We start from the raw sequence: 26,626 nt of genomic DNA on the forward strand, positions 1-26,626 counted from the left end.
GTCTGACGGCTCGACCCGAGCTTGCGGCTGCCGCGTTGCAAGGGCCGTTACGCGCGACGCATCTCCGGAGGCCGCGTATCGGCGGTCGCGGAGTCTTGTCATCGAAATGTGATCGCTCTTTCAAGCGCGTCATCTCGCGCTTCTCGACTGTGCGTCACGAGGGGCGCGACTGGTGCATGGACTGGGCCGAAGCTCATGGGGAGCGGCGCCGGTTCTGCGGTGTCTCGGCCGCCACCGCGGCCCTCGACATGTAATGCCGCTACGCAAGGCAGCCAGGGATGACGGACTGCCGTTGCCGGCTGGTGACTGCCGGCTTGGCTGGCCGGGGCGAGAAAGGGATTTCAGGGGATCGTCCCGGCCGGCTTTCTTTGTCTGCCCGCGCCTGTCCGATGCGCGGGCACGGTGATTCGGATGCCGGTGCCCGATGACGCTCCGAATGGCGGGCGATCCCTTAGGATCGCTCCTTCGGCAGGGCATGCGCTCGGCAGCAGAGCAAGGATGTATCGGGCATGCGCCATGCGCGCTATCGATTTGGCGAGTACGAACTCGATCTTGCCTCACGCAGCCTGTCGCGAAACGGCGTGGCGGTGACGCTGCCGCCCAAGTCCTTCGAGTGCCTGGCGTACCTGATGGCCCACCGCGAGCGCGCGGTGGGGCGCGACGAACTGATTTCGGCCGTATGGGGGCGGATCGACGTCAGCGATACCGTCGTCGCGCAGACGCTATTGCGCGCTCGCAAGGCACTGGACGACAGCGGCGATCGCCAAGCCAGGATCCGCACGGTGCCACGGTTCGGTTATCAATGGGTCGCGCCGGTGGAAGAGGTCCATCGCGTCATCGCACCCGCCTCACCTGACGCGACCGTTCCTGCAGCGGCACCGGTGAGCGACTCGGCCCCAACACCTACACCACCGCGACGGCACGGCTGGCGCTTCGCGTCGGTCCTGATCGTGGCGGTACTCGTCGCACTGGGAGCCCTGCTGTGGCTGCGGCCTTGGCAGCAGCAGGTGACACCGACTTCGAGCACCGCCGGGACGATCGTCGTGCTGCCGGTGGCCGTGACGCCTCAGGAGCCGGAAGACGCCTGGGTCCGGCTGGGCGCTATGGACTACATTGCCGCGCGCCTGCGTCTGGGCGGCATGAGCGTCCTGCCCAGCGAGCAGGCGTTGCACCTGGGCGCACGGCTGCGCACAGCGAAGGGCGAGGCCGAGTGGGCCCGCATCCGTGCGACCAGCGGGGCCGCATGGGTGATCGCGCCGGAGGCGTATCGGGGAACCACCGGCTGGCGCGTGCGGCTGCAGATGTTCGACGGCCGCCGGGCGCGGACGATCGACGCCCGCGGCGAGACCGCGCTGGTGGCCGCGTCGGCGGCTGCGGATTCCTGGTTGCGTCGCATGGGCCGTGTGCCGCCCGATGAGGGAGGATCGCGGCCGCTGGCCGAACGAGTCCAGCAGATAGACGCAGAGCTGTCCGCCGGCCAGCTGCCCGCCGTCCGCCGGCTGATCGCGCAGGCGTCGCCGGAGCAGCGCGCCGAGCCCCTGCTTCGTGTTCGTGAGGCGCAGCTCGAATACCGGGCGGGCCGCATGGACCAGGCCGCTCGTGTGTTCGAGGCAGTGCTTGGCGCCCGCACGCCAGACGAGGACGTGCGGGCGCTTGCGCTCATGGGGTCCGGAGCGGTGGAGATCCGCCGTCGGCAGTTCGCGCGTGCCGAGGCTTATTACAGCGACGCTCTTGCATTGCTGACACGGACTGACCGCGTCGTCACCGACCCCAACCTGCTCGGGCAGGCGTACAACGGCCGCGGCGTCTCGCGCGTGGAGCAGGGACGCATCGACGACGCCGTGCGCGACATGGCACGAGCGCGCGTCGCCATGCAGCAGGCCGGGAATCTGATCGAGGCCGCGATGGTGGGGACGAATCTCGGGATCGTCGAAACCCGTCGCGGCCATCATTCGCAGGCGATCATGGAGTTCGAACGCGCAATGGAGGTGTTCCGGCGCTTCGAGGTGGACGACTATCTCGCTGCGACGCTCTCGGCGATGGCCGCGACGCAGCTGACCATGGCGCAACCGCTGCAGGCACTGCAGACCGCACGGCGTGCCGATGAACTGGCGCGCTCCGTCGAGGACGGAACGCTCGATCAGCGGATCGCGGCCGTGCTGACGAGGGCGCAACTCGATGCCGGGCGTCTGCGTGATGCGAACTCCGGGCTGGTGCGTCTGCGTCGCCTCGGCGTTCCGGACGATGCGCCCAGAATGCGTCGGCTCGCGATGCGACTGGCGCTTTCCGAGGGACGGTTAGCCGAAGCGGATGCCCTGGCTCGTCGCCTTCCGCCGCCGGAAGAGCCGATCGATGTAGAGACTGGCCTGACCGCTGTGCAAGCCGCGCTGAGCCGGAACGACTTCGGCACGGCGCAGGCCTGGATGTCGCGCATGGAGGGTGCGACCGGGATCGATGCACACCTGCTCACCGCGGCCGCGCAGGCGCTCATGGTGCGGGCGCAGGGGGACCGGGCCGATACGTCAGCCTTCGTGGATCGCGCCTGGCGCGATGCAACCCGTGCCGACAGCCCGGAAACGCGAGTACGCGTAGGCGTGGCGCTGGCCTGCCTCCTGCTGGATAAACGGCCGGAGGCTGCGGTGGCGGTGCTGGGCGATCTCGACGCGTTCGTGGAGACCGACTATCGCGTCGCGTGGGCGATGTGGCGTCTGCACCGCGCACTCGGCGACCGGACGACGGCGGATCGGCTGGAGCGCCAGGCGGTCGCACTGAAGGGCGAGCGGGATCTGACGCGAGTGCCGGTGCTGTAGTGCCAAAAGCCGGTCCGGATGCGGTTGCGCATCCGGACGCAGCGAGTGCGTTATTGCCTGACCAGGTCAACCTTGCCCAGCCTCAGCGCGTTCGCGACCACCGACACGGAGCTCAGGCTCATCGCCAGCGCCGCGATCATCGGACTGAGCAGCAGGCCGGTGATCGGATACAGCACGCCGGCGGCGATCGGTACGCCCAGTGCGTTGTAGAGGAAGGCGAAGGCGAGGTTCTGCTTCATGTTCGCCACGGTGGCCCGCGACATCGCCTGTGCGCGCGCGATGCCGCGCAGGTCGCCCTTGACCAGTGTGACCTGCGCACTCGACATCGCCACGTCGGTGCCGGTGCCCATCGCGATGCCGATGTCGGCTGCGGCCAGGGCAGGGGCATCGTTGATGCCGTCGCCCGCCATCGCGACCCTGCGACCTTCGGCCTTCAGGCGCTGCACCAGCGCGAGCTTGTCCTTCGGTCGCACCTCGCCATGCACTTCGTCGATGCCCAGCGTGCGTGCGACGGCGTGGGCGGTCGCGACGCCGTCGCCCGTGGCCATGACGATGCGCAGGCCGGCCGCGTGCAGGGCGCGGATGGCGTCCGGCGTGGAGGCCTTGATCGGGTCGGCTACGGCGATCATACCGGCCGCCGTGCCATCCACCGACACGAACATGACGCTGGCGCCTTCGTGGCGGAGCGATTCAGCGTGTTTCGAGAGCGACGCGATATCAGTACCTTCCTCTCGCATCAGTTCAGTGTTGCCGATCGCCACGCGCCTGCCGCCCACGCGACCACGCACGCCGATGCCGGTCGCCGATTCGAAGCCCTCAACCGGATCGAGCGCCAGGTTGCGGCGTCGCGCTTCGGCAACGATCGCATCGGCCAGCGGATGTTCGCTGCCGGCATCCAGGCTGGCGGCTAGGGTGAGCAGTTGCGTTTCGTCGAAGCCGTTGGCAGGAACCGCCATGCGGAAGGTCGGCTTTCCTTCGGTGAGCGTGCCGGTCTTGTCGACGACGAGCGTGTCGATGCGGCGGAAATTCTCGATGGCCTCCGCATCGCGGAACAACACACCCGTTTGCGCGGCGCGTCCCGTGGCAACCATGATCGACATCGGCGTCGCCAGTCCCAGTGCGCACGGACAGGCGATGATCAGCACCGATACCGCGTTGAGCACGGCGTAGGTCCATGACGGTTCCGGACCGAACAGCCCCCAGGCGAAGAACGTCGCCACCGCCACCGCCAGTACGGCGAGCACGAACCAGAACGCAACCTTGTCGGCCATGCGCTGCATCGGTGCACGCGAGCGCTGCGCCTGCGCTACCAGCTGCACGATCTGCGCCAGCGCGGTTTCCGAGCCGACCTTCTCCGCGCGGATCACCAAGCTGCCGGTGCCGTTGAGGGTGGCACCGAATACCTTCGCGCCGACATCCTTTTCCACAGGAATCGGTTCGCCGGTCAGCATGGATTCGTCCACACTGGAGCGGCCCTCAAGCACGACGCCGTCCACCGGCACCTTTTCACCCGGGCGCACGCGCAGGCGATCGCCGACGTGCACATGGGTCAGTTCGATGTCTTCCTCGCTGCCGTCCTCGCGCAGGCGGCGCGCGGTCTTCGGTGCGAGCCCCAGCAGGGCCTTGATGGCAGCGGAGGTTTTCGACCGCGCGCGCAGTTCGAGCAACTGACCCAGCAGGGTCAGCGACACGATCACCGCCGCAGCTTCGAAGTACACGCCCACGCGCCCGTGTTCGTGGAAAGAGACGGGGAAGATGTCCGGCGCGACCGTCGCGACCACGCTGTAGCCGAACGCCGCCGCCACGCCGATGCCGATCAGGGTGAACATGTTCGGGCTGCGGTTGCGGATCGAGTGCACGCAGCGCTCGAGGAATGGCCAACCGGCCCACAGCACCACCGGTGCGCTCAGTGCGAGTTCGATCCAGGTGCGCGCGGTCGCACTGAGTGCGTGCGTGTACTGGCCGAACATAGCCAGGCCCAGCACTACCAGCGTCAGCGGCAGCGTCCACCAGAAGCGGCGGGAGAAATCGCGCAGCTCCGGGTTGTCCTCCTCATCCAGGCTGAGCATTTCCGGTTCCAGCGCCATGCCGCACAACGGGCAGCTACCGGGATGGTCCTGACGGATTTCCGGATGCATGGGGCAGGTATAGATGGTGCCGGCTGGAGCAGGGGCAGGGTCGTCCTGCGGCGACAGGTATTTCTGCGGGTCAGCTACGAACCGCTCGCGGCAGCGTGCCGAGCAGAAGTGATGGGTGACGCCTTCGTGCGTGGCCTGGTGCTTCGATGTCGCGGGATCCACCTGCATGCCGCAGACCGGGTCGGTCACGGTCTCGGGACCCGCCGGCGCCGGCTTGTGCGAACAGCACGAGGCCGACCTCGTCGGCGCATCGGTATGCGGGCGGTCGTGGGCATGTCCGTGCGCCTGATCGTGGTGCGAATGGCCGTGGTGGGGATGCGCGCTCATGCGTCCTCCTTCGCCAGCGCGCCCAGGATCGGGCACTGGGACGGATCGCCATGTCCAGGGCACGCGTCGACCAGCGAGCGCAGGCCGTCGCGGATCCGCGTCAGTTCTTCCAGCCGGTGCTCGACATCGGCCAGCTTCTCCATCGCTGCCGCCTTGATTCCGGCGACGTCGCCAGCACGATGGTCCGACAGCGACAGCAGTTCCTGGATCTCGTTAAGGGTGAAGCCCAGCGCCTTGGCGCGCTTGATGAAGCGCAGGCGTACGAGGTCCTGCTCGTCGTAATGACGGTAGCCGGACGGTTGTCGCACGGGTTTGGGCAACAGCCCGTGGCGTTCGTAATAGCGCACGGTGTCGATGGCGACACCGCTGCGCTTGGCGAGTTGACCGATCTGCATGACCTACCTCTTCGATGGCATGCGGGGAGTCTGCGGGCTGGACCATGGTCCAGAGTCAAGCCCCTGGCGGCGCGCTCCGACCGTGCCGCCGCGGGTTCATTGACCGTGGGCCGCGAAAACGGACGTGCTCCCGTCCTTCGCGACCAGTTCCACCACGTAGGGCTGCACGCGGCCGTCCGGCATTTCCATACCGGGCGAGCCCGCGGGCATGCCGGGCACCGCCAGCCCTCTGGCATCGGGACGCTCGGCCAGCAGGCGCTTCACGTCCTCTGCGGGCACATGGCCTTCGATGAAGTAGCCGTCGATCTGTGTCGTGTGGCACGACCCCTTTCCGAACGGGACGCCGGCCTGTTGCTTCACCGAGTGCACGTCTTCCGTGTCGTGCACGTCGACCTCGAAGCCTGCATGGCGCATGTGCTCGATCCACGCGCCACAGCAGCCGCAGGTCGGACTCTTGGTCACGAGCATGCGGGGCAGGGCATCGTCGCGCGAAGCCACAGGAGCCTGCGCCGGCGGACTCTTCGCAAGCGCAGCCGACGCGGTCACCGCGATGGGCACGTCGGTGCCGTCGCATGCGGTGAGTGCCATCGAAAGAGCGACAGCCGGTATCGGTAGTGCAATGAGTTTGCCGATGCGATTCATCGCGCCTCCTCAGAACCACAGCCGCAGGCCGGCGACCACACGCGTATCCCGCGGGTCCTCGCCCGCTGCCTCGTGCAGGTCCGCCGTACCGCCGAACGCACGCTCATGCACGACGCCCACGTACGGCGCGAATCGCCGCGTGAACTCGTAGCGCAGGCGCAGGCCCGCTTCGAGCTTGCCCAGGCCGGAGCCGACGCCACGTCGCGGGTCATCCTTGCCATGCCACTCCACTTCGACCAGCGGCTGCAGGATCAGTCGATTGGTGAGCAGCAACTCGTACTCGACCTCGATGTTCGCCGCGGTCTGCCCGGACTCGCCCAGGTATGCCGTGGCCTGCACCTCGAACTTGTACGGCGCCAGCCCCTGCAGACCGATGGCGGCCCAGGTCTGCGGCGAGCCCGGCTGGAAGTCGTGCCTGACGCCGCCGACCACGTCCCACCATGCGGACACGCTGCGTCCATAGAGCACTTCGAGATTCGCCGATTCGGTATGGCCATCCACGCGCACGCCTTCGGAGCGCAGCCATAACCGCGAGAGGTCGCCGCCGATCCAGGCCTGCGCTTCCCAAGCCTGGCCGCTGCCGTGGTCCGCATCCCAGGCTTCCAGCCGGTCCACCAGCATGAAGCTATGCAGATCCGAACCGTGTTGCATCGCGTGATGCAGTTCGGGGAACGCGGCCGCACGGTCGGCATCCGTGACTACGGGAATGGGCGTGAGAGGTTCTTCCGCGGGGGCAGCGGGCTCCATAGTGTGTGCCGCATGCGCGGAGTGATCAGATGCGGTGTTGTGCTTCGAGTGGTCCGCCCCAGGGGATTCCGGAGGAGCCGGCGGATACGCGGCATGGTCTGCGTGCGTCTGCACGTCATGTACATGATCCTGCGCGCGTGCCTTTTCGCCGTGTTGCTTGTGGTCGCCGGCATGGTCGTGCGACGCCGCACCGTCCGTCGCAGCAGGCTGTTGCGCGCCGGCCTGCTGTACGTGCGCCTGGTCGTGATCCTGCGCGAGCGCCGGAGCGTGCGTGGCCAGCATCAGCGCAATTGCAGGAATGGCGCATGGGATCGATCGGAACGTCTTCATTCCTCGACCCTCACTTCGCGCATCATTCCCGCTTCCATGTGGTAGAGCAGGTGGCAGTGGTACGCCCACCTTCCCAGTGCGTCCGCGCGCACGCGATAACTCCGGCGCGTGCCCGGCGGCATGTCCACCGTGTGCTTGCGCAGGTGGAACTGCCCGTGCTCATCCTCCACGTCGCTCCACAATCCATGCAGGTGGATCGGGTGCGTCATCATCGTGTCGTTGACCAGCACGATGCGCATGCGCTCGCCGTAGTTCAGGCGCACCGGCTCGGCATCACTGAACTTCTGCCCATTGAACGACCAGGCGAACTTCTCCATGTGCCCGGTCAGGTGTAGCTCGATCTCGCGCGTGGGTTCACGCCCATCCGGATCGTCGAAGAGGCTCTTCATCGCCGCGTAGGTAAGCACCTTGCGGCCGTTGTCGCGCAGGCCGATGCCCGGATCATCCAGCTTGGGCGCCGGCGCCATGGTCTGCATGTCGACCAGCGGATTGCCTTTCTCGCTGGCAGGATGCGATTGCATCGTCGCGGCCGCGGCGGAGCCATGACCCGCGTGCGAATCCGACGCGTGGCCCATGTTGGCGCCGCAGCCACCCTCCGTGCCCTTCATGCCCATGCTGGCGCCGCATCCGCCTTCCATGCCCTTCATGGAGTGAGCGCCGTGCGACATGCCGCCGTGGCCCATGTCGTCCATGGTGAGGATCGGTCGTGGATCCAGCGCTGGCAGGGGTGCTTCCAGTCCGTGGCGTACCGCGAGTGTGCCGCGCGCATAACCGGTGCGGCCCATGTCCTGCGCGAAGATGGCAAAGGCGTCCTGGCCGGACGGCTCGACGATCACGTCGAACGTCTCCGCCACCGCGATGCGGAACTCGTCCACCGTCACGGGATGGATGTATTGGCCATCGGCCGCGACCACGGTCATCTTCAGTCCGGGAATGCGCACGTCGAAGTACGTCATTGCCGAGCCGTTGATGAAGCGCAGCAACAGCTTCTCACCGCTGCGGAACAGGCCGGTCCAGTTGGCGGCAGGCGCCGAGCCGTTCATCAGGTAGGTATAGGTGTGCGCGTTGACGTCCGAGATGTCGGTTGGCGTCATCCGCATCTCGCCCCAGGCCTTGCGATCCTGCAGTGTGGCGGACAGCCCGTCGCGCCGTGCATCGCGGACGAAGTCGCCGACCGTGCGCTTATAGAAGTTGTCGTGCTCTGCCATCTTCTTCATGCGGCGGAAGAGGGCGGCCGGGTCCAGGTCGGTCCAGTCGGACAGCAGGATCACGTGCTCGCGGTCGTACCGGAACGGCGCGGGTTCGAGCGGGTCGACGACAATGGCGCCGTACAGGCCGGCCTGTTCCTGGAACAGCGAGTGGCTGTGGTACCAGTAGGTTCCCGACTGGCGGATGTCGAAGCGGTAGACGAACGTCTCGCCAGGCCGTATGCCATCGAAGCTGAGGCCGGGGACGCCATCCATGTTGGCCGGCAGCAGAATGCCGTGCCAGTGGATCGAACTCTCGACCGGCAGGCGGTTGGCGACGCGCAGGGTGACAGTGTCGCCTTCGCGCCAGCGCAGGATCGGCGCCGGAAGCGAGCCGTTGACGGTGACTGCCGGGCGCGCTTGTCCGGTGATGTTGACCGGTTGTGCATCGATGGCCAGGTCGAAGTCGGTGCCACGCAGGGTTGCAGGCGCAGGCGTGCCGGCTGCGAGTGCCGGTCCGCGCCAGGCGAGGGTACCCGCTGCCACGCCGCCGGCTGCCAGGCCGGTGACGAAGCGGCGTCGCGACACGGACAGCGCGTCGCGCGGGGAGAAATCAGATGTCATGAAGTACTCCGCAAGGATGTCGAGTGCGCACGCCTCAGGCGCGCGCAGACGGATCGACGGCACGGGTGTGCCACGGGGTACTCAGCCGATGGGCGGCCTGAACAGGTTGGGCAGCAGTGGCGACGCGTGCCGCGCAGCCTGCGCGGAAACGACGCGGGTTTCGCGCGGGATATACGCGGAGGGCACCGCATGCCGCACGGCGCTGGTTGCGTGCTGCAGGCAGTCGCAACTGCATTGCGAGGGCTGGCAGCAGCCCTGCTCCGGGGTATGCGCCTTTTCAGCGACGCAATCGACAGTCGTCGCGTGGTGCGGCGTCACGTCCGCTGGAGAAACGGCTGCAGACTCATGGCAAGGCGTTGCCGGATCGGCCGCGGGAGCGCCTGCGATCTCGGGAGCCACGACGAGATGTTGCAGCTCCATCTGCGTGGCCGCGAACGCATAGCCCGATCCGTTCAGGATCAGGGCGACGCACAGCAGCATCCGCATGACGATCGACCGCAACATGGGCACAGTCTAGCCGACCCTCGCGTCAGCGCGAACCGACGACGCCTGAACCACCGACGCGGGGACGGGGAATGCGCCGATAACTCCCCGGAAATGCCGGGTATATACTTCCAAAACGCAGCACCCCGGCCTTTCCGCCGACCTTGGACCCGGGACCCGACGTCCCGCCACCGCAAGCGACAGGAACCCGCTTGGTCTTCCGCATCGTCCTCGCAGATGACCATCCGATAGTTTCCAGCGGCGTTCGCATGCTGCTGGAACAGGACTCGCACTTCCGCGTGGTCGCCGAGGTCACCAGCCCGGACGAACTGATCCGCACGCTCGATGCCACCGCGTGCGAGCTGGTACTGACCGATTTCAACATGCCGGGAGAGCAGGTCGCCGACGGCATGACCCTGCTGCAGCTGCTCGGACGGCGTTGGCCGGACCGCTCCCTGGTCGTCCTGACCCAACTGGGCAATCCCGCCGTGCTGAGTGCGGTCGCGCGCCTGCCCAACGTCCGCGCGGTCATCAGCAAGGCCGACGCCGTGAAGGAACTCCCCGCTGCGGTGAGCGCCGCGGCCATGGGCCGCAATTACGTCAGTACCTCGATCCGCAAGCAGTTCGAACTGGCCCAGGCGGAATCCGCCCACGCGACCACCACCTTGTCCAAGCGCGAGGCCGAAGTCATGCGTCTGTTCGCCTCCGGCCGCACCGTGTCCGAGATCGCGCGCCAGCTCAACCGCAGCGTCAAGACCGTCAGCAGCCAGAAAGTCGAGGCGATGCGCAAGCTGGGCGTGAAGAGCGACCTCGAGTTCTACGCCTACGCGCGCGAACACGGCCTGGGCTTCTGATCATCACGTCCGCTTTGCGCCGCTCATGACGAACGCGGCCGCCTTTATGGCGGCCGTGTACGTCAAGTGGACGACTCACTCTCAGTGGCGCTTGATCATCGTTTCGCGCGCCTGTTCGGCGCGCGAGGCGCCGATGGCCGTCTCCACCTGCTTCACTTCTTCCGGCGGCGGGAGCACGGCGGGGAATCCGAGTGACTGGATCCACAGCTCACGGGCCCACCCCTTCGTGTGATAGAGGTGATGGTCCTCGTCCTTCTCTACCGCCTGATAAGCCTGCTTGAGTACGTCCGCGTAATCGGCCTTGGCCTTCAGTGCGACCTGGCCGATCAGTTCCCAGTTCTGGTGGTCCTTCGTTTCGGCCAGAACCACGCACTCGGCCGCGACGAGTTCCGCCGCTGCCGGATCGGCTTCCTTCATGGCCATCTCGATCGCCTGCACAAGCGACTGGCCGTGGTGCGCGACGATCATGCGTCCCGGACTCTGCTGCTCGGTATCCAGGCCGAGCTCGCCGAACACGCGCGTCAGCACTTCCTCGTGCGTCTTCGTCTCTTCCAGGTATTCCTCCCATTCCTTCTTGAGGTCGGGGTTCTGCGCGGCCTTGATCGCGGCCATGTACACCTGGATGCCCCCGCGTTCCGTCTCCAGTGCCTGCAACAGCAGCTCCTGAACCTGTGCCTCGTCGAACTTCGAAGTGCGCGCCATGTCTGCTCCTGCAATCGGAAAGTTGTGTTGCGTACTTATAGAAATCCGCGCGGCCATGTGGCGTGAAGGCATGCGTGTCGGAGTGTTCATGGCTCGGGAACGCGATTCAGTTTTGTGCGTCACATGCGAAGGAACCGATGCGATATCAGCACGCGGAATCCGTAGTTGTTCGCCTGCGTATGCATAAAACCATACGGATATGCAAGGTCTTTCAGATGTTTCCCATTCATGCCGTCCTGGGCGCGAACGCAATATTCACGCGCCGATGGATGGGCGTCCCCGAACTCGCCAGCGGTATCGGATCTCCGATCAATGTGCATGCGTGCACCACTGCCCGCATGCGATCGACGCGCGGACAAGGGGCGCCGCGCGGGACTCAACCAGAGACAAACAGTGAACAAGAGCATTCTGTCCTTCGCGCTCGTTGCGGCCTTGAGTGTCGTCGCAGCACCGAAGAGCGCGTCAGCCGCAGACGGCACGTTGTACTTCCACGGCGAAATCGAAGACTCGACCTGCGTGGTCACGGGCGGCGCTGGAACGGATGGCGGAGTTGGCGATATCAACGTGACTTTGCCAAAGGTCCAGAAGTCGGATCTGCTGGCGGGCCAACGCGCCGGTGACACACCTTTCGAACTGATCCTGGGCGGCGACAGCACCTGTGTCGACGGCAAGGTGGCTTCGCTGTGGTTCGAGACCGCACAGAGCCCGCTGATCAACCCGACCACCGGCAACCTGCGCAATAACGCAACCGGCGGCGCGGAGAACGTCGAGATCGGTCTGCTCAACGGCGCCCGTGCACCGATCAACCTGTACACCAGTACGAATTCGCCCCAAGCCGAGATCGACGGCAATACCGCGAGGCTGAAGTACTGGGCGCAATACGTGGCGACCGGTGGTGACGCAAGCTCCGGTCTTGTGGAGACCAACGTCGTCTTCTCCGTCGCATACGAGTAACTGCTCATCGGCCCTCGGTTGCAGCCGTGGATGCCGGCTGCAGCCACGCGGCCCGGTTCGCCGGGCCGCGTCCTCGCTCAACGGGTTCCCTCATGAAACTCCCTTCGCGGGTCGCACGCCTGTGCGTCCTGTTCGCCTTCCTTTGCCTCCACGACGTGAATGCGGCGATCCAGATCACGGGAACCCGCGTGATCTATCCCGCCGATGAGCGGGAGGTGACGATTCAACTGCAGAACAACGGCTCCTCACCACGGTTGCTGCAGACATGGGTCGACTCGGGTGACGCCAGCCAGGGCGCCACCAACTCAAACGCGCCTTTCATGATCACGCCACCGATCACCAGGGTCGAGCCGGGCAAAGGCCAGTCACTGCGCCTCATGTTCACGGGTGGCGACGTGCCGGCCGATCGGGAATCGGTCTTCTGGCTCAACGTGCTCGAGATCCCACCTCGACCGCAGACCGCCGGGGACGGCGAGAACTTCATGCAGTTCGCCGTGCGCACGCGCATCAAGATCTTCTACCGGCCCAAGGGGCTGGCAGGTGATCCGGTCGGTTCCTACAGCCTTCTCCAGTGGCGGTTGCTCAAGCAGGGTGCCGGCCATGCCGTCGAGTGCACCAACCTCACCGCATACAACGTTTCGCTCGCGTCCGTTCGGCTCAAGGGAACGATCAGGGACGAGAAGAAGATGCCGGAAGGTGGCATGTGTCCGGCATTCGGACGCCACGTATTCCCGGTTGAAGCGGCCGCCACGATGGACGGAGTCGCGTTCACGGCGATCAACGACTACGGCGGCTTCAGCGAGCACGAATCGGCGTTCGCGCCTTGATCTCCGGCCCACATTACGACGTCCGGCAGGGGCGATCAGCCCCCTTCGGCCGAACTGCCAACCCACAAGCAGACAGACCATGCATTCGTACCAGAAGGACTCGGGACGCTGCGCCACGCCAGGCAAGCTGCGCCGGCGGCGGCTGGCGCTGTTCGTCTCTGCGGCGATCGCGCAGGGCGGGACTGCAATGGCCGCGCCGTCGCCAGTTCCGGAGCCGTCTCCCGGCCCGCAACCAGTGGAATTCAGCACGGGCTTCTTCGGGAAGGACGGTGGCGAGATCGACCTTTCGCGTTTCGAACGCGGGAATCCTGTTCTGCCCGGCACATACCGGATCGACCTGTACGTCAACGACTTCCGCCTGTCGCGCGAGGAAATCGTCTTCGTCGCCGACGATCCGCGGACCTCGGCGCATCCATGTTTCGGCCAGCCGGTCCTGGATCGCGCGAACATCGACCTGGAGAAGCTCGCCGCCGACGGTATCCAGATCGAAGGCGACTGCGTGGACGTCGCCGCTTTGATTCCCGGTGCCACGGTCCAGTTCGACATCGGTACGTTGCGGCTGGACCTGACGGTGCCGCAGATCTACATGCGGCGGCATGCGCGCGGCTACGTCAGCTCCGAGTTGTGGGATAAGGGCATCAACGCCTTCACCCTTGGGTACGGTTTCAACGCCTACTCGAGCCACGCCGCGGGCTACGATCAGCGCCAGGCGTACCTGGGCCTCAACTCGGGGCTCAACATCGGTGGCTGGCGCTTGCGCAACCAGTCGGCAATCCAGTGGCGCCGCGGCGCCGGCAGCCGCTTCCAGAACACGGCTGCCTACGCGCAGCACGACATCACGCGGTGGCAGTCGCAACTGAAGCTGGGCGACGGTTTCACCACGGGTGAACTGTTCGATTCGACCGGATTCAGGGGCGTCAGCCTCGCCAGCGACGACCGCATGCGCCCGGATTCAATGAGCGGATACGCGCCGATCGTGCGTGGCATGGCGGAGACGAATGCGAATATCCAGGTCCGCCAGAATGGATACGTCATCTACGAGACCACCGTATCCCCGGGGGCCTTCGAGATCAACGACCTGTACGCCACCGGCTACGGCGGCGACCTGGAAGTCAGCGTCACCGAAGCCGATGGCCGCGTGCGTACGTTTGTCGTCCCCTATGCCTCGGTTCCGCGTCTGATCCGTCCTGGAACATGGCGATACGCTGCCACCGCGGGCCGGGTCCGAAATGATGCGTTGCAGATGGACGGCCCGTATTTCGTCGAGGGAACCTATCAGCGGGGAATCAACAATTGGCTGACGGGCTACTTCGGCGCACAGGCCAGCGACGGCCGCCTGTACCGGGCTTTGATGCTGGGCGCCGCGTTCAATACCCCTATCGGTGCGATATCGGCGGACGTTACCCAGGCCGACACCGATTTCGGTAGCCGTGACCGGCACAGTGGCCATAGCGCGCGAGTCACGTACAGCAAGAGCATTCCGAGCATTCGTACGGATTTCGCGCTGGCGGCGTTGCGCTATTCGAGCGAAGGCTATTTCCGGCTGTCCGATGCGGTGTGGCTGGACGACGAGGTGCGAAGCGGTCGACTTGCCGGAGGTGTGTCTCAAGGTGCCGGCAAGGAGCGCAGCCGGCTGCAGCTGACCTTGAACCAGCGACTCGGAGAGCGGGCGGGCGCGCTGTACGTCAGCGGGGCACGAAATGCGTACTGGCAGGGATTCGAAAATTCCAGCACGTACCAGGTTGGCTACAACAATGTCTTCCGAAATCTGGCGTATGGGATCTCGGCCTCACGGACGCGCCTCACCGACGGGTCGCATGACCAGCGGTACTACCTGAGCCTGTCCGTTCCGCTCGGACGGCCCAGCGCGTACCGCGCTCCGCAATTCAACCTCGCGTCATCGTTCGGTGCTGGCGACACTTCGGTGATGGCGGGCGTCAACGGCAGTGCCGGGAAGCGCAGCGAACTCACGTACGGCGTCAACGGCAACTTCGGCAATGGCAATCGCGACACCATCGGCGCCAACGTCTCCTGGCGCGCCCCCCGCGCAACACTGGGCAGCTCCTACACGTACGGAAGCGATCGCGAGCAGGCGTCAGTGAGCGCGGCAGGTGCGGTGATCGCGCATGCAGGAGGCATCACGTTCGCGCGGCAGCTGGGCGAGACCGTCGGCCTGATCGAAGCGAAGGGCGCCAGCGGCGCCATGCTGGCGAGCGATCCGAATACCCGCGTCGATTCGCGCGGCTATGCGGTGGTCGAGAGCCTGATGGCGTACCGGTTGAACGAGGTGACGCTGAATCCAAAGGGCATCTCGTACGACATCGAGCTTGAAAACACACGCCTCACCGTTGCGCCCCGCGCAGGTGCCGTGATGCCGCTGCATTTCGAGGCGCGACGTGGACACGCTCTGCTCCTGCGCATCTTGCGGAATGACGGCACGCCGGTTCCGTTCGGGGCGGACCTGATGGACGAGGGCGGCGCAAGCGTGGGTGTGGTCGGACAGGCGGGGCAAGCATTCGCCCGTGTCGAGAGCGCCCAAGGCGTGCTGCAGGTTCGGTGGGGCGCTGACGAGGCGGATCGATGCGCCGTCCGGTACGACGTGCCCGAGGTTTCGCGTGGCGACATCGAGCGCATGGATGCGGTCTGCGTGTCCGGCAAGGGTGCCCAGCCAGTTGGGCCCGATCTCAACGGATGATTCCGATGAACAGAACAAGTGCGATGAGGTGCGTCCTTGCTGCGATGATATGGCTGAAGGCTCCCACCTGTCTTGCGAACTGCATCGCGAACGCGGGCTTCCCTGCGGTGGTTACCTACGGTCCGACGCTGTATGTCGCCAGTTCGCTTGGACAAGGGGACCTCATCCCCGGGACGGTGCGGCCGTTTGCAGCGTCCGGCACGTGCACACGCGATAGGAACGGCTCGGCCCCTCGTGTGCCAACCGAAGGCTCGGAGATCGTGGCATGTACGCGGTCATCCGGCTCGGTGGCCATACCCGGGCTCCCCGGCGTATACACGACCGGGATAAGCGGCATCGGCATGGCCATCCGAGACAAGTATGGCAATCGCGTAATCAACGCGGAGGGACAGCAATGCCATTCGGTCTTCGACTATCTGGCCCCGAGCGGTGATCCGGCACGCCCGTTGGCGTACAACGTTTCCGGAAGTGTCGAACTGGTCAAGACGACGCCGCCCGGAACGCCCGTAGGCAGCGGTGTACTCAATCCGTCGCTGTACCAGTTCCTGTTTGGCGTCTACGAGACGCTCTGGCTGCTCGGCGGCCATGTCGACGGTACTCCGTCTGCAGTGATGCCATCCGGAAACATCGCGATCGGCAGTGTGACATGCCTGGTCGACTATCCGACCTCGATCAATCTGCCCAAGGTGGATCGCCTGGCATTCACCACGATAGGGTCTTCCGCGGGCGAGACACGGTTCGCTATCGGCCTGGTCTGCGACCAGCGCACGCGCGTCGGTATCACCATGGACGCGGCGCCCGGAGTGATCATGCGCAATCCAGCCACCGGAACCGTCGGACTGCTCAATGAAGGCGCGAACGGCGTGGCAGCCGGTTTCGGTCTGCAGTTGTTGCAGGGCAGTCCGCCGAGCGCGATGCCGCTGCAGGTACGCAATGAGTTCGCCGAGCTCGCGGCGAACATGCGAGCTAGCCGTGAGTATGTCGTCAGATACGTCAGATCCAGCGCGGTGACGCAGCCGGGCATCGTCGAGAGTGCGGTCGTTTTTACGTTCGACTACCAGTGAGACCGCACGCGCTGACGAGCAGCGATCGGAGGAGCATACTGGAGGCCTGCCATGAGATTCGGAGGATTCCCATGGCCCGGAATGCAGTGCAAATCTAGGTTCGAAGCCCTTCCTATGTCGCAGCTGCGCGTGCAGGCTTCCCATGATTCGATCGCTTCCTCGCAGCGCCACATCGGACGGGCCGACCTGCACGCATTGGCGGCAGCTACTCGGATTGCCCGTCATCCTGCTGCTGTTCGTCTGTGCCGTGATGCTTCCATGCCGCGCGCAGGGCTCGTCAAATGTCAGCCTCTCGTCCGAAGAACAAACCTGGCTGCGACAGAATCCAACCGTTCGTGTCGGTGTCTTCGTAGGCGACCATCTGCCGGGTGAATCATGGGGTGGCGGTCGGCCGGAAGGGCTCGGCGTCGACTACGCACGGTTGCTCGCATCTCGTGCGGGGCTACGCCTGGAGTTCCATCCATTCACCGACTGGGAGGCGGTTGTCTTCGGAGACGGCGCGTCGTTGCGCTATGACCTGCTGCTGAGCCAGGCGATCAGTTCGGATCGCGCCGATCGTTTCATCTACCTTCGCCCGTACGCCGCCGGACGCATGGTCATGGTGGCACGCAGGAACGATGAGCGGATGCGGGACGAAGGCGACCTGCAGCATGCACGGATCGCCGTCGAGCGCACCTTCCGCCTGCCCATCCAGGTCCTGCACACAAGGTTCCCGCGGGCCACGCTGATGTACGCACGGGACGGGCGCGAGGCATTGGACATGGTCGCGCGGGGCGAGGCAGATGCCTATGTGGGCAGTACTCCGGCCCGGACCCTGACGCTGCTGCGGCAGCGCCCGCGCGACGATCTCGCGTTGCTGGGGCCGCTCAGTACCCCGCCCACCGAAGTGGCCCTCGCGGTGAATGCTGCCAGGCCGATGTTGGCCCGCATTCTGGGCAAGGCCGAGCAGTCGGTCGCACCAGAGGAACTCGCGCGCCTGCGCGAGCGATGGGGCGTGCAGAGCGGTCCGCAGGCGGGATTGCCCCGCGCTTCGGGGCTGACCGATGACGAGCGCCGGTGGCTGAGCGCACTGCCAGAGCTTCGCGTCGGATACGAGGTCGACCGATACCCGTACACATTCGTGGACAGCGACGGAAAGCCGGCCGGCCTGTCGGTCGATTATGCGGAACGTATCGCCAGCATGCTGGGGCTGCGGCTCCGACTGGTTCCCGCCGACGACTGGACGAGCCTGCGACGCATGATCGACGCGCATGAAATCGATCTGGTCCTGGCCGCCACTCCCGAGGACTTCCGCAGCCGTTCCATCGGCCTGAGCCATCCATACGAGCGTTTTCCGGTAGTGATCGTCGCGCCATTGCGCAATTCGAGCGTCGGCAACATGGAAGATCTCGAAGGTCGCGTCGTGGCGGCCCGCGAGGAGGCAGGCTTGCTGCCGCAGTTGCGCACAATGCTGCGCGCAAGCCGGATGATCACGGTCGGCAGCAACGAGGCCGGCCTGGACCTTGTCGCGCGTGGCGAAGCCGATGCATTCGTCGGCACGCTGCCCGCCATAGACGCGCTGGTACGCACCCGCTACGCGGCAACCCTGCGCGTGGCTGGGCCGACCGGGCTGGAGCAGGAACTCTCGTTCGCCGTCAGCGGCGACTACGCGCGGCTCCTTCCGCTGATCGATCGCGCGTTGACGAACATGGCCGAGCCCGAGCGTCAGGCCATCCGTAGTCACTGGCTCTCGGTTGAGTACCACTATTCCAAAGGGCTGCCGTGGGGCTGGGTTCTCGGCGGCGCCCTGGCGGTTTCGCTCGTGCTTTCCATCATCGGCATCTCCTACCTGCGCCAGAACCGCGCATGGCGGGCGCAGGTCGCGGCCGAGCGCAATCTGGCGCTGCAGCTCGCTTTCCAGCATGCGCTGCTCGAGAACATCCCCTATCCGGTCTTCGTGAAGGACGCGCATGGGCGGTATCTCGCGATCAACCGGGCCTATGAAACTGCATTCGGTTGCGAGCGCAGCCAGGTGATCGGGCGAACGCTGATCGAGACCCGGCACCTCAAAGGCCTGGATGCGGAGGCGCTTCATCGCAGCGATCTGGCCCTTCTGGAAGCTGGCGGCCATGCGCGCCGTGAGTTGTCGATGCTCAATGCGCAGGGGGTGACGCGCGAGATGCTGCTGTGGCTGCACACCTTTGCGCGCAGCAGCGACGAACCCAGCCTGCTCGGCACACTGGTAGACGTCACCGACATCCGGGAAGCCGAGGCGCGGGCGCGCGCATCCGAGCAGCGGCTGGCTGACATCACGCAGGCATTGCCGTCGGCGGTGTTCCAGTTGCGGGTGCTTCCGGACGGCTCACGCCGTTTCACCTACGCGGCGGGCGACACCCGGCAGACCATCGGACTGACAGCGGAGCAACTGATCGCGGACGAGGAGCTGGCGTTCTCGCATATCCATCCGGATGACCGCGCGCTCACTTCACGCATGGTGGAGATGGCAGCGCGGACACTGAAGCCCATGCCGCCGTTCGACGTGCGGGTTGAGGTGAACGGTGAGCTCCGCTGGATTCGCACGGAAGGCGGTGAGCCCCGGCGAGCGGACGATGGCGCCGTGGAGTGGAGCGGTTACTGGATCGACACCACCCAGAGCCACCGGCAGGAACAGGCGTTGCGGGCGGCCAAGGCGCAGGCCGAAGCGGCCGTGGCTGCGCGCAGCGCCTTCCTTGCCATGATGAGTCACGAGATCCGCACGCCCATGGCGGGCGTGATCGGTCTGATCGAACTGATGGCGCAGGATCCGCGCGATGAGGAGCAGAAGCACATGCTCCAGATGGCACAGGACTCGGCCGGCGCGCTGTTGCAGATTGTCGACGACATCCTCGATTTCTCGCGCATCGAGTCGGGAAGACTGGAGCTGGAGGTCGCACCCTTCGACCTGCGGATGCTCGCGGACAGCGTGGTCGGCCTGCTGGCGCTGCGCGCACAGGAGAAAGGAGTGCGGCTGTGCTCCGTGCTCGACTGGCGCCTGGCCGCCCAGTTTGAAGGCGACGCCACGCGCGTGCGTCAGGTCGTGATGAACCTGATGAGCAACGCGCTCAAGTTCACCCATGCGGGCCATATCGAGCTTTCGATCGAACTGGTGGACGAAGAGGAGGGCATGCATCAGGTACTGCGCATTGCCGTGGCGGACACCGGTATCGGCATCCCGCCGCAGCAGCTGGGCCGATTGTTCCAACCCTTCACCCAGGCGGAAGCATCGACCACCCGCCGCTTCGGGGGCACGGGGCTGGGCCTGAGCATTTGCCGGCGGCTGGCAGACCTGATGGGCGGCAACATCCATCTGGAAAGTGCAGTCGGGGTCGGAACGCGCGCGGTGTTCGAGGTCACCCTGCCGGTCGTGCGACGCATGCAGCCGCACGAGGCGTTTGCCGGCCGGACCGCAGTGGTATGCACGCAGGACTCGAAGTTCGTCCGCGAGCTTTCCAACGCGCTTTCAGCGCTCGGGTTCAACCTCATCGAAAGCGACTCCCGTGATCTGAGGGAGTTCACCGGAAGCGATGCTGCGCTGCTGGTGCTCGACGCGGAACTGGAGGCGGGCTCGCCGCTGCCGGAGGTTCCGCGCATCCTGCTGACCAACGTGCCGGACCCGCGCGGGTTCCATGTGGAGGAAGGCCGGATCGTGCTCTGCAGCAATCCGCTGCTCTGGCGGGCCGCCCGCGGCGCGTGCCTGGCCGCCTTCGGGTTGCAGCACGAGGAAGAGAGCGGTCGCGCGGATGCGGCTGCTGGCCGCGCCGCACGACTGCTGGTTGCCGAAGACCATCCGGTCAACCGCGCGCTCATCGCGCGACAGCTCGAACAGCTCGGGTACGCCTACGATCTGGTCGAGGACGGACAACAGGCACTCGACGCGCTGGCAACCGGACACTACCGGTTGCTGCTGACGGACTGCCACATGCCTCATCTGGACGGCTACGAGCTGTCGCGACGACTGCGCGAGCGCGAGAAGCCTGGCACTCACATGCCCATCATCGCCTTGTCCGCGAGCGCTTTGCCGGAAGAAGTCCAGCGCTGTCGCGATGCAGGGATGGACGATTTCCTCGCCAAACCCGTCCGGCTCGAAGCCTTGCGGACGATGCTGCAGACCTATCTGGGAGCATCCTCGCCGGATGCGGGCGAGGACACGCCAGTGCCGACGACGGGCGAGGACGCCATCGCGTTTCTGTCGCAGGCCTTTGGCGGGACGCGGCAGGCTCGCGAGATGCTCGGGGCGCTGCTGCACGCGTGCTACCAGGACATGACCGTCTTGGAGCAGGCCATGCGTGACGGCGACGCGGAGAAGCAGGAGCACCTGCTGCACCGATGCGAAGGTGCACTCCGGCTCACGGGAGCCGAGCTCTATCCGGACGGAAAGCCGCGCGACGCCACGGACCGGCGCGATGCCATCGCGCGCCGGCTGGTCGAACTCGACCAACTGCTGCAGGGGCCAGGAGACGTGGGCGCGAGCGGAGCATAGCTGCGTCGCAGCGCCGCGAGCATCCGGCATCCGGCATCCGCACGAACGGATCCGTGCCTGGGTACTCGATGCACGCGTTGCTTGAGTGCGGACTCACTCCGCTTCAAGTCCCCGTCGTGATGTGAGCATGACGATCGCTTATTACGGTGTATGAATGGGGCTGTGGCCTACTGTGCCGCCCATCGAAGTGCCGATCCGTAATGCGCAATGCCTCGATACTGGCCGTGGCGATCGCCGTGGCACTTGCTCCAACGCTTCTCCACGCACAGGCCGCAGGCGACGAAAAGACGTTGGACGCCGTGGTCGTCACCGGCTCCAACATCAAGCGCAGCGATGCCGAGGGGCCGAGCCCCGTCCAGGTGATCGACCGCGTGCAGTTGGAGCAGTCCGGCAAGCAGACGGTGGCCGACGTGCTGCGCTCCATCTCGGCCAACACCGGCAACGCCTACAACGAGACCTACAACAACGGCTGGGCGTCCGGTGCCGCCGGCATCGGGCTGCGCGGGCTTTCGCAGAAAAACACACTGGTCCTCTTGAACGGGCGGCGCCTGGCCAACTACGGCTTCCCGCAGGGCGGCCTGTCCGACACGTTCGTCAATCTCAACGCGCTACCACTGGTGGCGGTCGAGCGGATCGAGGTGCTGAAGGATGGCGCGTCGGCGGTCTACGGTTCCGACGCGGTCGCGGGCGTGGTCAACATCATCACGCGCCAGAACGCGCAGGGCCTGGAAGTCGGCGCAAGCTCGGGCACCTCCACCGAGGGTGGGCGGGACCAGAACCACTTCACGCTGGTCGGCGGGTTCGGGGACCTCGATGCCGACCGCTACAACGTGCTGTACAGCTTCGAGTACTTCCAGCGCGATCGCCTCGACCAGGACGAGCGCGACCTGACCTCATCCGGCATCTACAGCGGTCGACCCGGCGGCCGCTGGAACGGCTGGTCGGCCAAGGGCGCGCGATTCCTCGGCGCGAACGGCGCGTCGATTCCGCTGCTGGACGCCGACGGCGACTGCCCGGAAGGCACGGTCCTGACGGCCAGCGCGCCGATCGACGGACGGGCCGGCAATACCTGCGCCTTCAACCTCGCGCCGTACACCACGTTGATTCCGGGCACGGAGCGCTATCAGGGCTACGTCGCGGGCACGTACCGCATCACCGATGACGTCGAAGCCTTCGGCGAGGCCCTGTACAGCTACATCCGTGGCGATTCGATCTTCGGTTCAAGCCCGTACTTCACGCTGGAGAGCGGCCGCTTCGCGCTGAATGCGCAGACCGGCCTGGCCGAGCCCGTACCTGCAGTGCTGCCCGCCAGCAACCCGTACAACCCGTTCGGCGTGGACACGCCCATCGAGTACACGTTCTTCAACCTCGGGCGGTCGGACAAGATCAACACGTCGCGCTTCTATCGCGTGCTGGGTGGCGTGCGCGGCCGCACCGAGCGCTGGGACTGGGAAACCGGCGTGTTCACCTCGCGCAGCCGCGAACGCGAAACCGTCACTGCCGGCTTCGCCAACCGGTACGGGCTGGCTGACGCCCTGGCCAGCGGCAGCTACAACCTGCTGCAGCCGTCGGCAACGCCACAATCGGTCATCGATTCGATCAACCTGAGCACGGTACGTCCCGCCGAATCTGAGCTCAACGGCGTGGACTTCAAGCTGACTGGTGACCTGTTCGACCTGCCGGCCGGCAGCGTGGGCTTCGCGGCAGGCGCGGAGTGGCGGCAGGAGAAGCTGCGCTCGACCAATCCCTGGCAGATCGATGCCGGGCTGCAGATCCGCCCGGCGATCGCCGAAGTGGACGGCCAGCGCGACGTCGCCGCGGTGTACGCCGAGTTCAACGTGCCGCTGCTGACGGGCCTGGAGCTGCAACTGGCCGGCCGCGGGGATCACTACAGCGATTTCGGCAATGCCTTCTCGCCCAAGGCCAGCCTGCGCTGGCAGCCGCTGGACTGGCTGCTGGTGCGTGCGGCCGCCTCGCGCGGGTTCCGCGCGCCGTCGCTGTCGGAGAACGCCAACAGCACCAACATCTCCTACGGCGCGGTGATCGACCCGTACGATCCTGACCTGCCGAACTCCACGCAGCGTCCGACCTTCTTCACGGTCGGCAACAGCGACCTCGATCCAGAACGCACCCGCAGCTACAACCTGGGCTTCGTGGTGTCGCCCGGGGCGGACACCAGCGTCAGCGTCGATTACTACCGGATCGAACTCGACAACCTCATCGGGACCAACAACACCACGGCCATCGTCAACCGCAACGATCCGGCCGACGTGATCCGCGATGCTGACGGCAAGCTGGTGGCGATCTACAACCGCTACCAGAACCTGAGCGAACTGGAGACCTCAGGCTTCGACGTCGAATTCAGCCAGCGCCTGCGCACGCAGAGTGCCGGCGACTTCAGCCTGTCGAGCGTGTTCACGCATGTGCTGGAGTACAAGCGTCCGGCGACCGTCGGCGGCCCGTCCGTCGACTACGCCGGCAGCAACCTCGGGCCGGCGCTGCCACGCAACAAGGCCACCACGACGCTGGGCTGGGACATCGCCGACGTCAGCACCAGCCTGACCTGGTACTACACGGGTGGATACGACCAGCGCATGGTCACCGGCACGGGCATTCCGAACCGGGTCGATGCAGGCAACCAGTTCGACCTGTACGTGGGCTACAAGGGGTTAGAGGGCTGGACGTTGTACGCCAAGGTCCAGAACGTGCTGGATGAAGAGCCGCCGTACGATCCGGCGGGTTTCGCCGGCTTGCGCGTGCCCTACGACATCACCCAGTACGACCTGCGCGGCCGTTACGTGACGGTGGGCTTCGACTACCGGTTCTGACGGTGCGCGGAACGCCGTACGACTGAAGCACCGGGGCCGCATTGCGCGGCGCCGGTGCGGCTTTCAGTCGCAGTAATCCATGACGGTGCGCGTGCGGTACGCGCCGTCGTCGCGTGGCTGGACAGACGTGTCCACCACGGTTGGCTGCGGACATGCGTACGAGGACAGGATGCTGTCCTGCGACAGGGTATCGAAGCGGACGAGGCAAGCCTCGTCGCCCGGATAGCGATCCGTTTCGACAGGGGTGTTCATGCGCGTGTCCCACTGGAGGCAGACGCGCACTGTGCGTGCGTGCCGGTTATGCCGCAGTGAAGTCGGGCGAGCGGACTCATGATTCGTCCAGATGCGTCCGGCACGTGCGGATGCGTATGCGACGACCGACCTGGCAGGCTGATGTGCCTGGTCCGGCACGGCGCCGCGAAACCTTCTTCCAAGTCCGGCTAGACTCGGCCCACGATCACTGCTGGGGGCGATGTATGGGAGCATCGATTTTCGGGCGTGGTAGGCATTGCCGCGCCTTGGGGTGGGCCGTGCTGGCCTTGGCGATGGTGGGGCCGGCACAAGCGGCCACACCGAATCGGGAGGCGATCCAGGCGCAGGTCGAGAAGCGGCACGATTCGGCGGTGAAGGCGCTGCAGGAGTGGATCGCACTGCCGTCCATCGCGGCCGAAGACCGCAATTCGCAACAGGGTGCGCAGTACATGGCCCGGCTGGCACGTGAGGCCGGGTTCCAGCACGTCGAGATCGTCACAACGAATGGCAAGCCAGGTGTGTTCGCCACGCTGGATGCGGGCGCGCCGACCACGCTGGGCGTGTACTTCATGTACGACGTGAAGCAGTTCGATCCGGCCGAATGGTCTTCGCCGCCACTGGAAGGCCGGATGGTCGACAAGCCTGGCTTGGGCAAGGCCATCGTCGGGCGCGGCGCGACCAACCAGAAGGGGCCGGAGCTGGCGTTCCTGACGGCCCTGCAGGCGATCCGCGACGCGGAGCAGAAGGTGCCGGTGAACCTGGTCCTGGTGGCCGAGGGCGAGGAGGAAATCGGCTCGCCCAACATCAAGGACCTGGTGCTGCGCCCGGACGTCCAGGACGCACTCAAGAAGAGCATCGGCGTGTTCATGCCGATGGGCCTGCAGAGCGCCGACGGCTCGGTCACGGTCAACCTGGGCGCGAAGGGTGTCGTCGAGCTGGAACTGGTCGCCGACGGCAAGGCATGGGGTCGTGGTCCGGAAAAGGACGTCCACTCCTCGCTGAAGGCCATGGTCGACAGCCCCGCATGGCGGCTCGTCAAGGCCTTGGACACCCTGGTTTCCGAAGACGGCAATACGGTGGCCATCGACGGGTTCCCCGCGCCGGAGCCGCTGACCGTGGCGGAGCGGGTGATGATCGCCAAGTCCACCGGGATGCGCGACGAAGCCACCGCCAAGAAGGTACTGGGCGTGCCGCACTGGATCGACGACCTGTCGTGGCAGAAGGCGAACGAACGGCTGGTATCGCAGCCCACCGTCAACATCCAGGGTCTGGTGGGCGGCTATACCGGGCCCGGTGGCAAGACGATCCTCCCGCACCGCGCCGTGGCCAAGATCGACATGCGGCTGGTGCCGCCGATGACGCGCGACGGCGCGGTGGCGGCGCTCCAGGCGCATCTGGCCAACCGGGGTTTCGGCGACATCGCGGTCAACGTCAGCGGCGGATACGACCCCACCAGCACCGATCCCGACTCGCGCCTGATCCAGGCCCAGCTGGCGGTGCTGAAACGCAGCGGCATCGAGCCTCTGCTGTGGCCGCGACTGGCAGGTTCGTACCCCGGGTTCGTGTTCACGCAGCCGCCGCTTTCGCTGCCCGCCGGCCACTTCGGCCTGGGGCACGGTGGTGGCGCGCACGCTCCGGACGAGTTCTTCCTGATCGAGTCCACCAACCCCAAGGTCCAAGGCTTCGACGGCGCGGTGATGTCGTACGTCGATTACCTGTACGAACTCGGGAGCGCGTCCGGGGAAGCGACTTCGGCGAAGTAAGAGACCCCGTGCCGTCTGGCCAATGCGCTAGGCGGCGCCGGTGCCTTCTTGCGGCTCCACGCCTCACCAGATCGCAGGGTCGTCGAACATGGTGGGACCGATCTTCTGCTGATCGGCGAATCGCAGTTGGGGGCGTGGCACGCCGGCGATCGCATCGCCGACCGTGTCGGAGCGCAACCGACGATCGTTGCTGCGTACGTCGAAGGCGAGCGCATTCGCTGCCATGTTGCGGTGAGTAAAGTCATCCGGCTCTCCAGCCGGTCCGTGCACCGTCGTAGGCGCTTGGTACTGGAGTTGTATCGAAGAGAAGCGGGACTGCTGCGCCTGGGCGGGCGGGGCGGCGATGCCGCCGACGGCAAGCAGCAGGACGGCAAGGGTGCGGAACGTGTTCATCGGAAGCTCCTTTCGGTCGGTGGTGACCATTGCAAAGGAGGCGCGTACCTGCGATGTGTCCGGTGCAGGGCGGATTTGTATCGTGCTGTATGAGACCGCGCTGTAGGAAACGG

At 66.0% G+C, this 26,626-nt stretch carries 19 protein-coding genes; 10 read left to right on the plus strand and 9 right to left on the minus strand.

Annotated elements, in window-relative coordinates:
- Positions 1-509 precede the first annotated feature (509 nt).
- Positions 510-2,810 (plus strand): winged helix-turn-helix domain-containing protein, encoded by a 2,301-nt coding sequence (locus tag VFE83_RS03230; RefSeq protein WP_324903442.1) that lies wholly within the window; start codon positions 510-512, stop codon positions 2,808-2,810.
- A 50-nt stretch (positions 2,811-2,860) separates the two neighbouring features.
- Here VFE83_RS03230 and VFE83_RS03235 read toward each other — a convergent pair whose 3' ends face one another.
- The 4 genes from VFE83_RS03235 to VFE83_RS19490 form a co-directional block, all read right to left on the minus strand.
- Positions 2,861-5,275, minus strand: a complete 2,415-nt coding sequence (locus VFE83_RS03235; RefSeq protein WP_324903443.1) for a heavy metal translocating P-type ATPase — start codon at positions 5,273-5,275, stop codon at positions 2,861-2,863.
- A complete protein-coding gene (locus VFE83_RS03240; protein ID WP_324903444.1) occupies positions 5,272-5,670 on the minus strand; it encodes a heavy metal-responsive transcriptional regulator in 399 nt (132 codons plus the stop codon). Before VFE83_RS03240 ends, VFE83_RS03235 begins: the two co-directional genes overlap by 4 nt.
- A 96-nt stretch (positions 5,671-5,766) precedes the next feature.
- On the minus strand, positions 5,767-6,258 hold the full coding sequence (locus tag VFE83_RS03245) for a DUF411 domain-containing protein (protein ID WP_414674678.1): 492 nt from the start codon (positions 6,256-6,258) through the stop codon (positions 5,767-5,769).
- Positions 6,259-6,321: 63 nt separating this feature from the next.
- Complete coding sequence (locus VFE83_RS19490) at positions 6,322-6,963, minus strand: copper resistance protein B (RefSeq protein ID WP_414674679.1); 642 nt, start codon at positions 6,961-6,963, stop codon at positions 6,322-6,324.
- 219 nt (positions 6,964-7,182) lie between these two features.
- Here VFE83_RS19490 and VFE83_RS19495 point away from each other — a divergent pair, with 219 nt between their 5' ends.
- The gene (locus tag VFE83_RS19495) at positions 7,183-7,434 is read left to right on the plus strand and encodes a hypothetical protein (RefSeq protein ID WP_414674680.1); all 252 of its coding nucleotides are present in this window, start codon (positions 7,183-7,185) and stop codon (positions 7,432-7,434) included.
- Here VFE83_RS19495 and VFE83_RS03255 read toward each other — a convergent pair.
- Together VFE83_RS03255 and VFE83_RS03260 are read right to left on the minus strand one after the other, a co-directional pair.
- Positions 7,386-9,200 carry a copper resistance system multicopper oxidase gene (locus tag VFE83_RS03255; RefSeq protein ID WP_324903447.1) on the minus strand — a complete coding sequence of 605 codons (1,815 nt, stop codon included), beginning with the start codon at positions 9,198-9,200 and terminating at the stop codon, positions 7,386-7,388. The genes VFE83_RS19495 and VFE83_RS03255 overlap by 49 nt on opposite strands.
- Positions 9,201-9,281: 81 nt before the next feature.
- The gene (locus VFE83_RS03260; RefSeq protein ID WP_324903448.1) at positions 9,282-9,704 is read right to left on the minus strand and encodes a CopL family metal-binding regulatory protein; all 423 of its coding nucleotides are present in this window, start codon (positions 9,702-9,704) and stop codon (positions 9,282-9,284) included.
- 191 nt (positions 9,705-9,895) lie between these two features.
- Here VFE83_RS03260 and VFE83_RS03265 point away from each other — a divergent pair, with 191 nt between their 5' ends.
- Positions 9,896-10,537, plus strand: a complete 642-nt coding sequence (locus tag VFE83_RS03265; RefSeq protein ID WP_324903449.1) for a LuxR C-terminal-related transcriptional regulator — start codon at positions 9,896-9,898, stop codon at positions 10,535-10,537.
- An 81-nt stretch (positions 10,538-10,618) separates the two neighbouring features.
- Here the strand turns inward: VFE83_RS03265 and VFE83_RS03270 are convergent, their stop codons facing one another.
- On the minus strand, positions 10,619-11,239 hold the full coding sequence (locus VFE83_RS03270) for a DUF892 family protein (RefSeq protein ID WP_324903450.1): 621 nt from the start codon (positions 11,237-11,239) through the stop codon (positions 10,619-10,621).
- Positions 11,240-11,557: 318 nt separating this feature from the next.
- Here VFE83_RS03270 and VFE83_RS03275 point away from each other — a divergent pair, with 318 nt between their 5' ends.
- From VFE83_RS03275 to VFE83_RS03300, 6 genes are all read left to right on the plus strand, one after another.
- Positions 11,558-12,193 carry a fimbrial protein gene (locus tag VFE83_RS03275; RefSeq protein ID WP_324903451.1) on the plus strand — a complete coding sequence of 212 codons (636 nt, stop codon included), beginning with the start codon at positions 11,558-11,560 and terminating at the stop codon, positions 12,191-12,193.
- Positions 12,194-12,285: 92 nt separating this feature from the next.
- Positions 12,286-13,020 carry a fimbrial biogenesis chaperone gene (locus tag VFE83_RS03280; RefSeq protein ID WP_324903452.1) on the plus strand — a complete coding sequence of 245 codons (735 nt, stop codon included), beginning with the start codon at positions 12,286-12,288 and terminating at the stop codon, positions 13,018-13,020.
- Complete coding sequence (locus VFE83_RS03285; protein WP_324903453.1) at positions 12,929-15,715, plus strand: fimbria/pilus outer membrane usher protein; 2,787 nt, start codon at positions 12,929-12,931, stop codon at positions 15,713-15,715. The genes VFE83_RS03280 and VFE83_RS03285 overlap by 92 nt, the downstream gene beginning before the upstream one ends.
- Before the next feature lie 341 nt (positions 15,716-16,056).
- Complete coding sequence (locus VFE83_RS03290) at positions 16,057-16,779, plus strand: fimbrial protein (protein WP_324903454.1); 723 nt, start codon at positions 16,057-16,059, stop codon at positions 16,777-16,779.
- Positions 16,780-16,921: 142 nt separating this feature from the next.
- Positions 16,922-21,277 (plus strand): ATP-binding protein, encoded by a 4,356-nt coding sequence (locus VFE83_RS03295; protein WP_324903455.1) that lies wholly within the window; start codon positions 16,922-16,924, stop codon positions 21,275-21,277.
- Between the two features lie 200 nt (positions 21,278-21,477).
- The gene (locus tag VFE83_RS03300) at positions 21,478-24,105 is read left to right on the plus strand and encodes a TonB-dependent receptor (protein WP_324903456.1); all 2,628 of its coding nucleotides are present in this window, start codon (positions 21,478-21,480) and stop codon (positions 24,103-24,105) included.
- 63 nt (positions 24,106-24,168) lie between these two features.
- Here VFE83_RS03300 and VFE83_RS03305 read toward each other — a convergent pair whose 3' ends face one another.
- Entirely contained in the window at positions 24,169-24,357 is a 189-nt protein-coding gene (locus tag VFE83_RS03305) for a hypothetical protein (protein ID WP_324903457.1), read from the minus strand.
- A 278-nt stretch (positions 24,358-24,635) separates the two neighbouring features.
- Here VFE83_RS03305 and VFE83_RS03310 point away from each other — a divergent pair, with 278 nt between their 5' ends.
- A complete protein-coding gene (locus tag VFE83_RS03310; RefSeq protein WP_324903458.1) occupies positions 24,636-26,120 on the plus strand; it encodes a M20/M25/M40 family metallo-hydrolase in 1,485 nt (494 codons plus the stop codon).
- Between the two features lie 63 nt (positions 26,121-26,183).
- Here the strand turns inward: VFE83_RS03310 and VFE83_RS03315 are convergent, their stop codons facing one another.
- The gene (locus VFE83_RS03315) at positions 26,184-26,513 is read right to left on the minus strand and encodes a hypothetical protein (protein WP_324903459.1); all 330 of its coding nucleotides are present in this window, start codon (positions 26,511-26,513) and stop codon (positions 26,184-26,186) included.
- Positions 26,514-26,626 lie beyond the last annotated feature (113 nt).

Source organism: Lysobacter sp., assembly GCF_035655815.1.
In the GTDB taxonomy this organism is placed as follows: Bacteria; Pseudomonadota; Gammaproteobacteria; order Xanthomonadales; family Xanthomonadaceae; genus Lysobacter_J.

Bases quoted from the DNA above. Each gene is read 5' to 3' on its own strand.
- VFE83_RS03230 (WP_324903442.1), top strand. From the start codon at position 510: ATGCGCCATGCGCGCTATCGATTTGGCGAGTACGAACTCGATCTTGCC.
- VFE83_RS03235 (WP_324903443.1), bottom strand. From the start codon at position 5,275: ATGAGCGCGCATCCCCACCACGGCCATTCGCACCACGATCAGGCGCAC.
- VFE83_RS03240 (WP_324903444.1), bottom strand. From the start codon at position 5,670: ATGCAGATCGGTCAACTCGCCAAGCGCAGCGGTGTCGCCATCGACACC.
- VFE83_RS03245 (WP_414674678.1), bottom strand. From the start codon at position 6,258: ATGGCACTCACCGCATGCGACGGCACCGACGTGCCCATCGCGGTGACC.
- VFE83_RS19490 (WP_414674679.1), bottom strand. From the start codon at position 6,963: ATGCAACACGGTTCGGATCTGCATAGCTTCATGCTGGTGGACCGGCTG.
- VFE83_RS19495 (WP_414674680.1), top strand. From the start codon at position 7,183: ATGATCCTGCGCGCGTGCCTTTTCGCCGTGTTGCTTGTGGTCGCCGGC.
- VFE83_RS03255 (WP_324903447.1), bottom strand. From the start codon at position 9,200: ATGACATCTGATTTCTCCCCGCGCGACGCGCTGTCCGTGTCGCGACGC.
- VFE83_RS03260 (WP_324903448.1), bottom strand. From the start codon at position 9,704: ATGTTGCGGTCGATCGTCATGCGGATGCTGCTGTGCGTCGCCCTGATC.
- VFE83_RS03270 (WP_324903450.1), bottom strand. From the start codon at position 11,239: ATGGCGCGCACTTCGAAGTTCGACGAGGCACAGGTTCAGGAGCTGCTG.
- VFE83_RS03275 (WP_324903451.1), top strand. From the start codon at position 11,558: ATGCGTGCACCACTGCCCGCATGCGATCGACGCGCGGACAAGGGGCGC.
- VFE83_RS03280 (WP_324903452.1), top strand. From the start codon at position 12,286: ATGAAACTCCCTTCGCGGGTCGCACGCCTGTGCGTCCTGTTCGCCTTC.
- VFE83_RS03290 (WP_324903454.1), top strand. From the start codon at position 16,057: ATGGCCATCCGAGACAAGTATGGCAATCGCGTAATCAACGCGGAGGGA.
- VFE83_RS03295 (WP_324903455.1), top strand. From the start codon at position 16,922: ATGATTCGATCGCTTCCTCGCAGCGCCACATCGGACGGGCCGACCTGC.
- VFE83_RS03300 (WP_324903456.1), top strand. From the start codon at position 21,478: ATGCGCAATGCCTCGATACTGGCCGTGGCGATCGCCGTGGCACTTGCT.
- VFE83_RS03305 (WP_324903457.1), bottom strand. From the start codon at position 24,357: ATGAACACCCCTGTCGAAACGGATCGCTATCCGGGCGACGAGGCTTGC.
- VFE83_RS03315 (WP_324903459.1), bottom strand. From the start codon at position 26,513: ATGAACACGTTCCGCACCCTTGCCGTCCTGCTGCTTGCCGTCGGCGGC.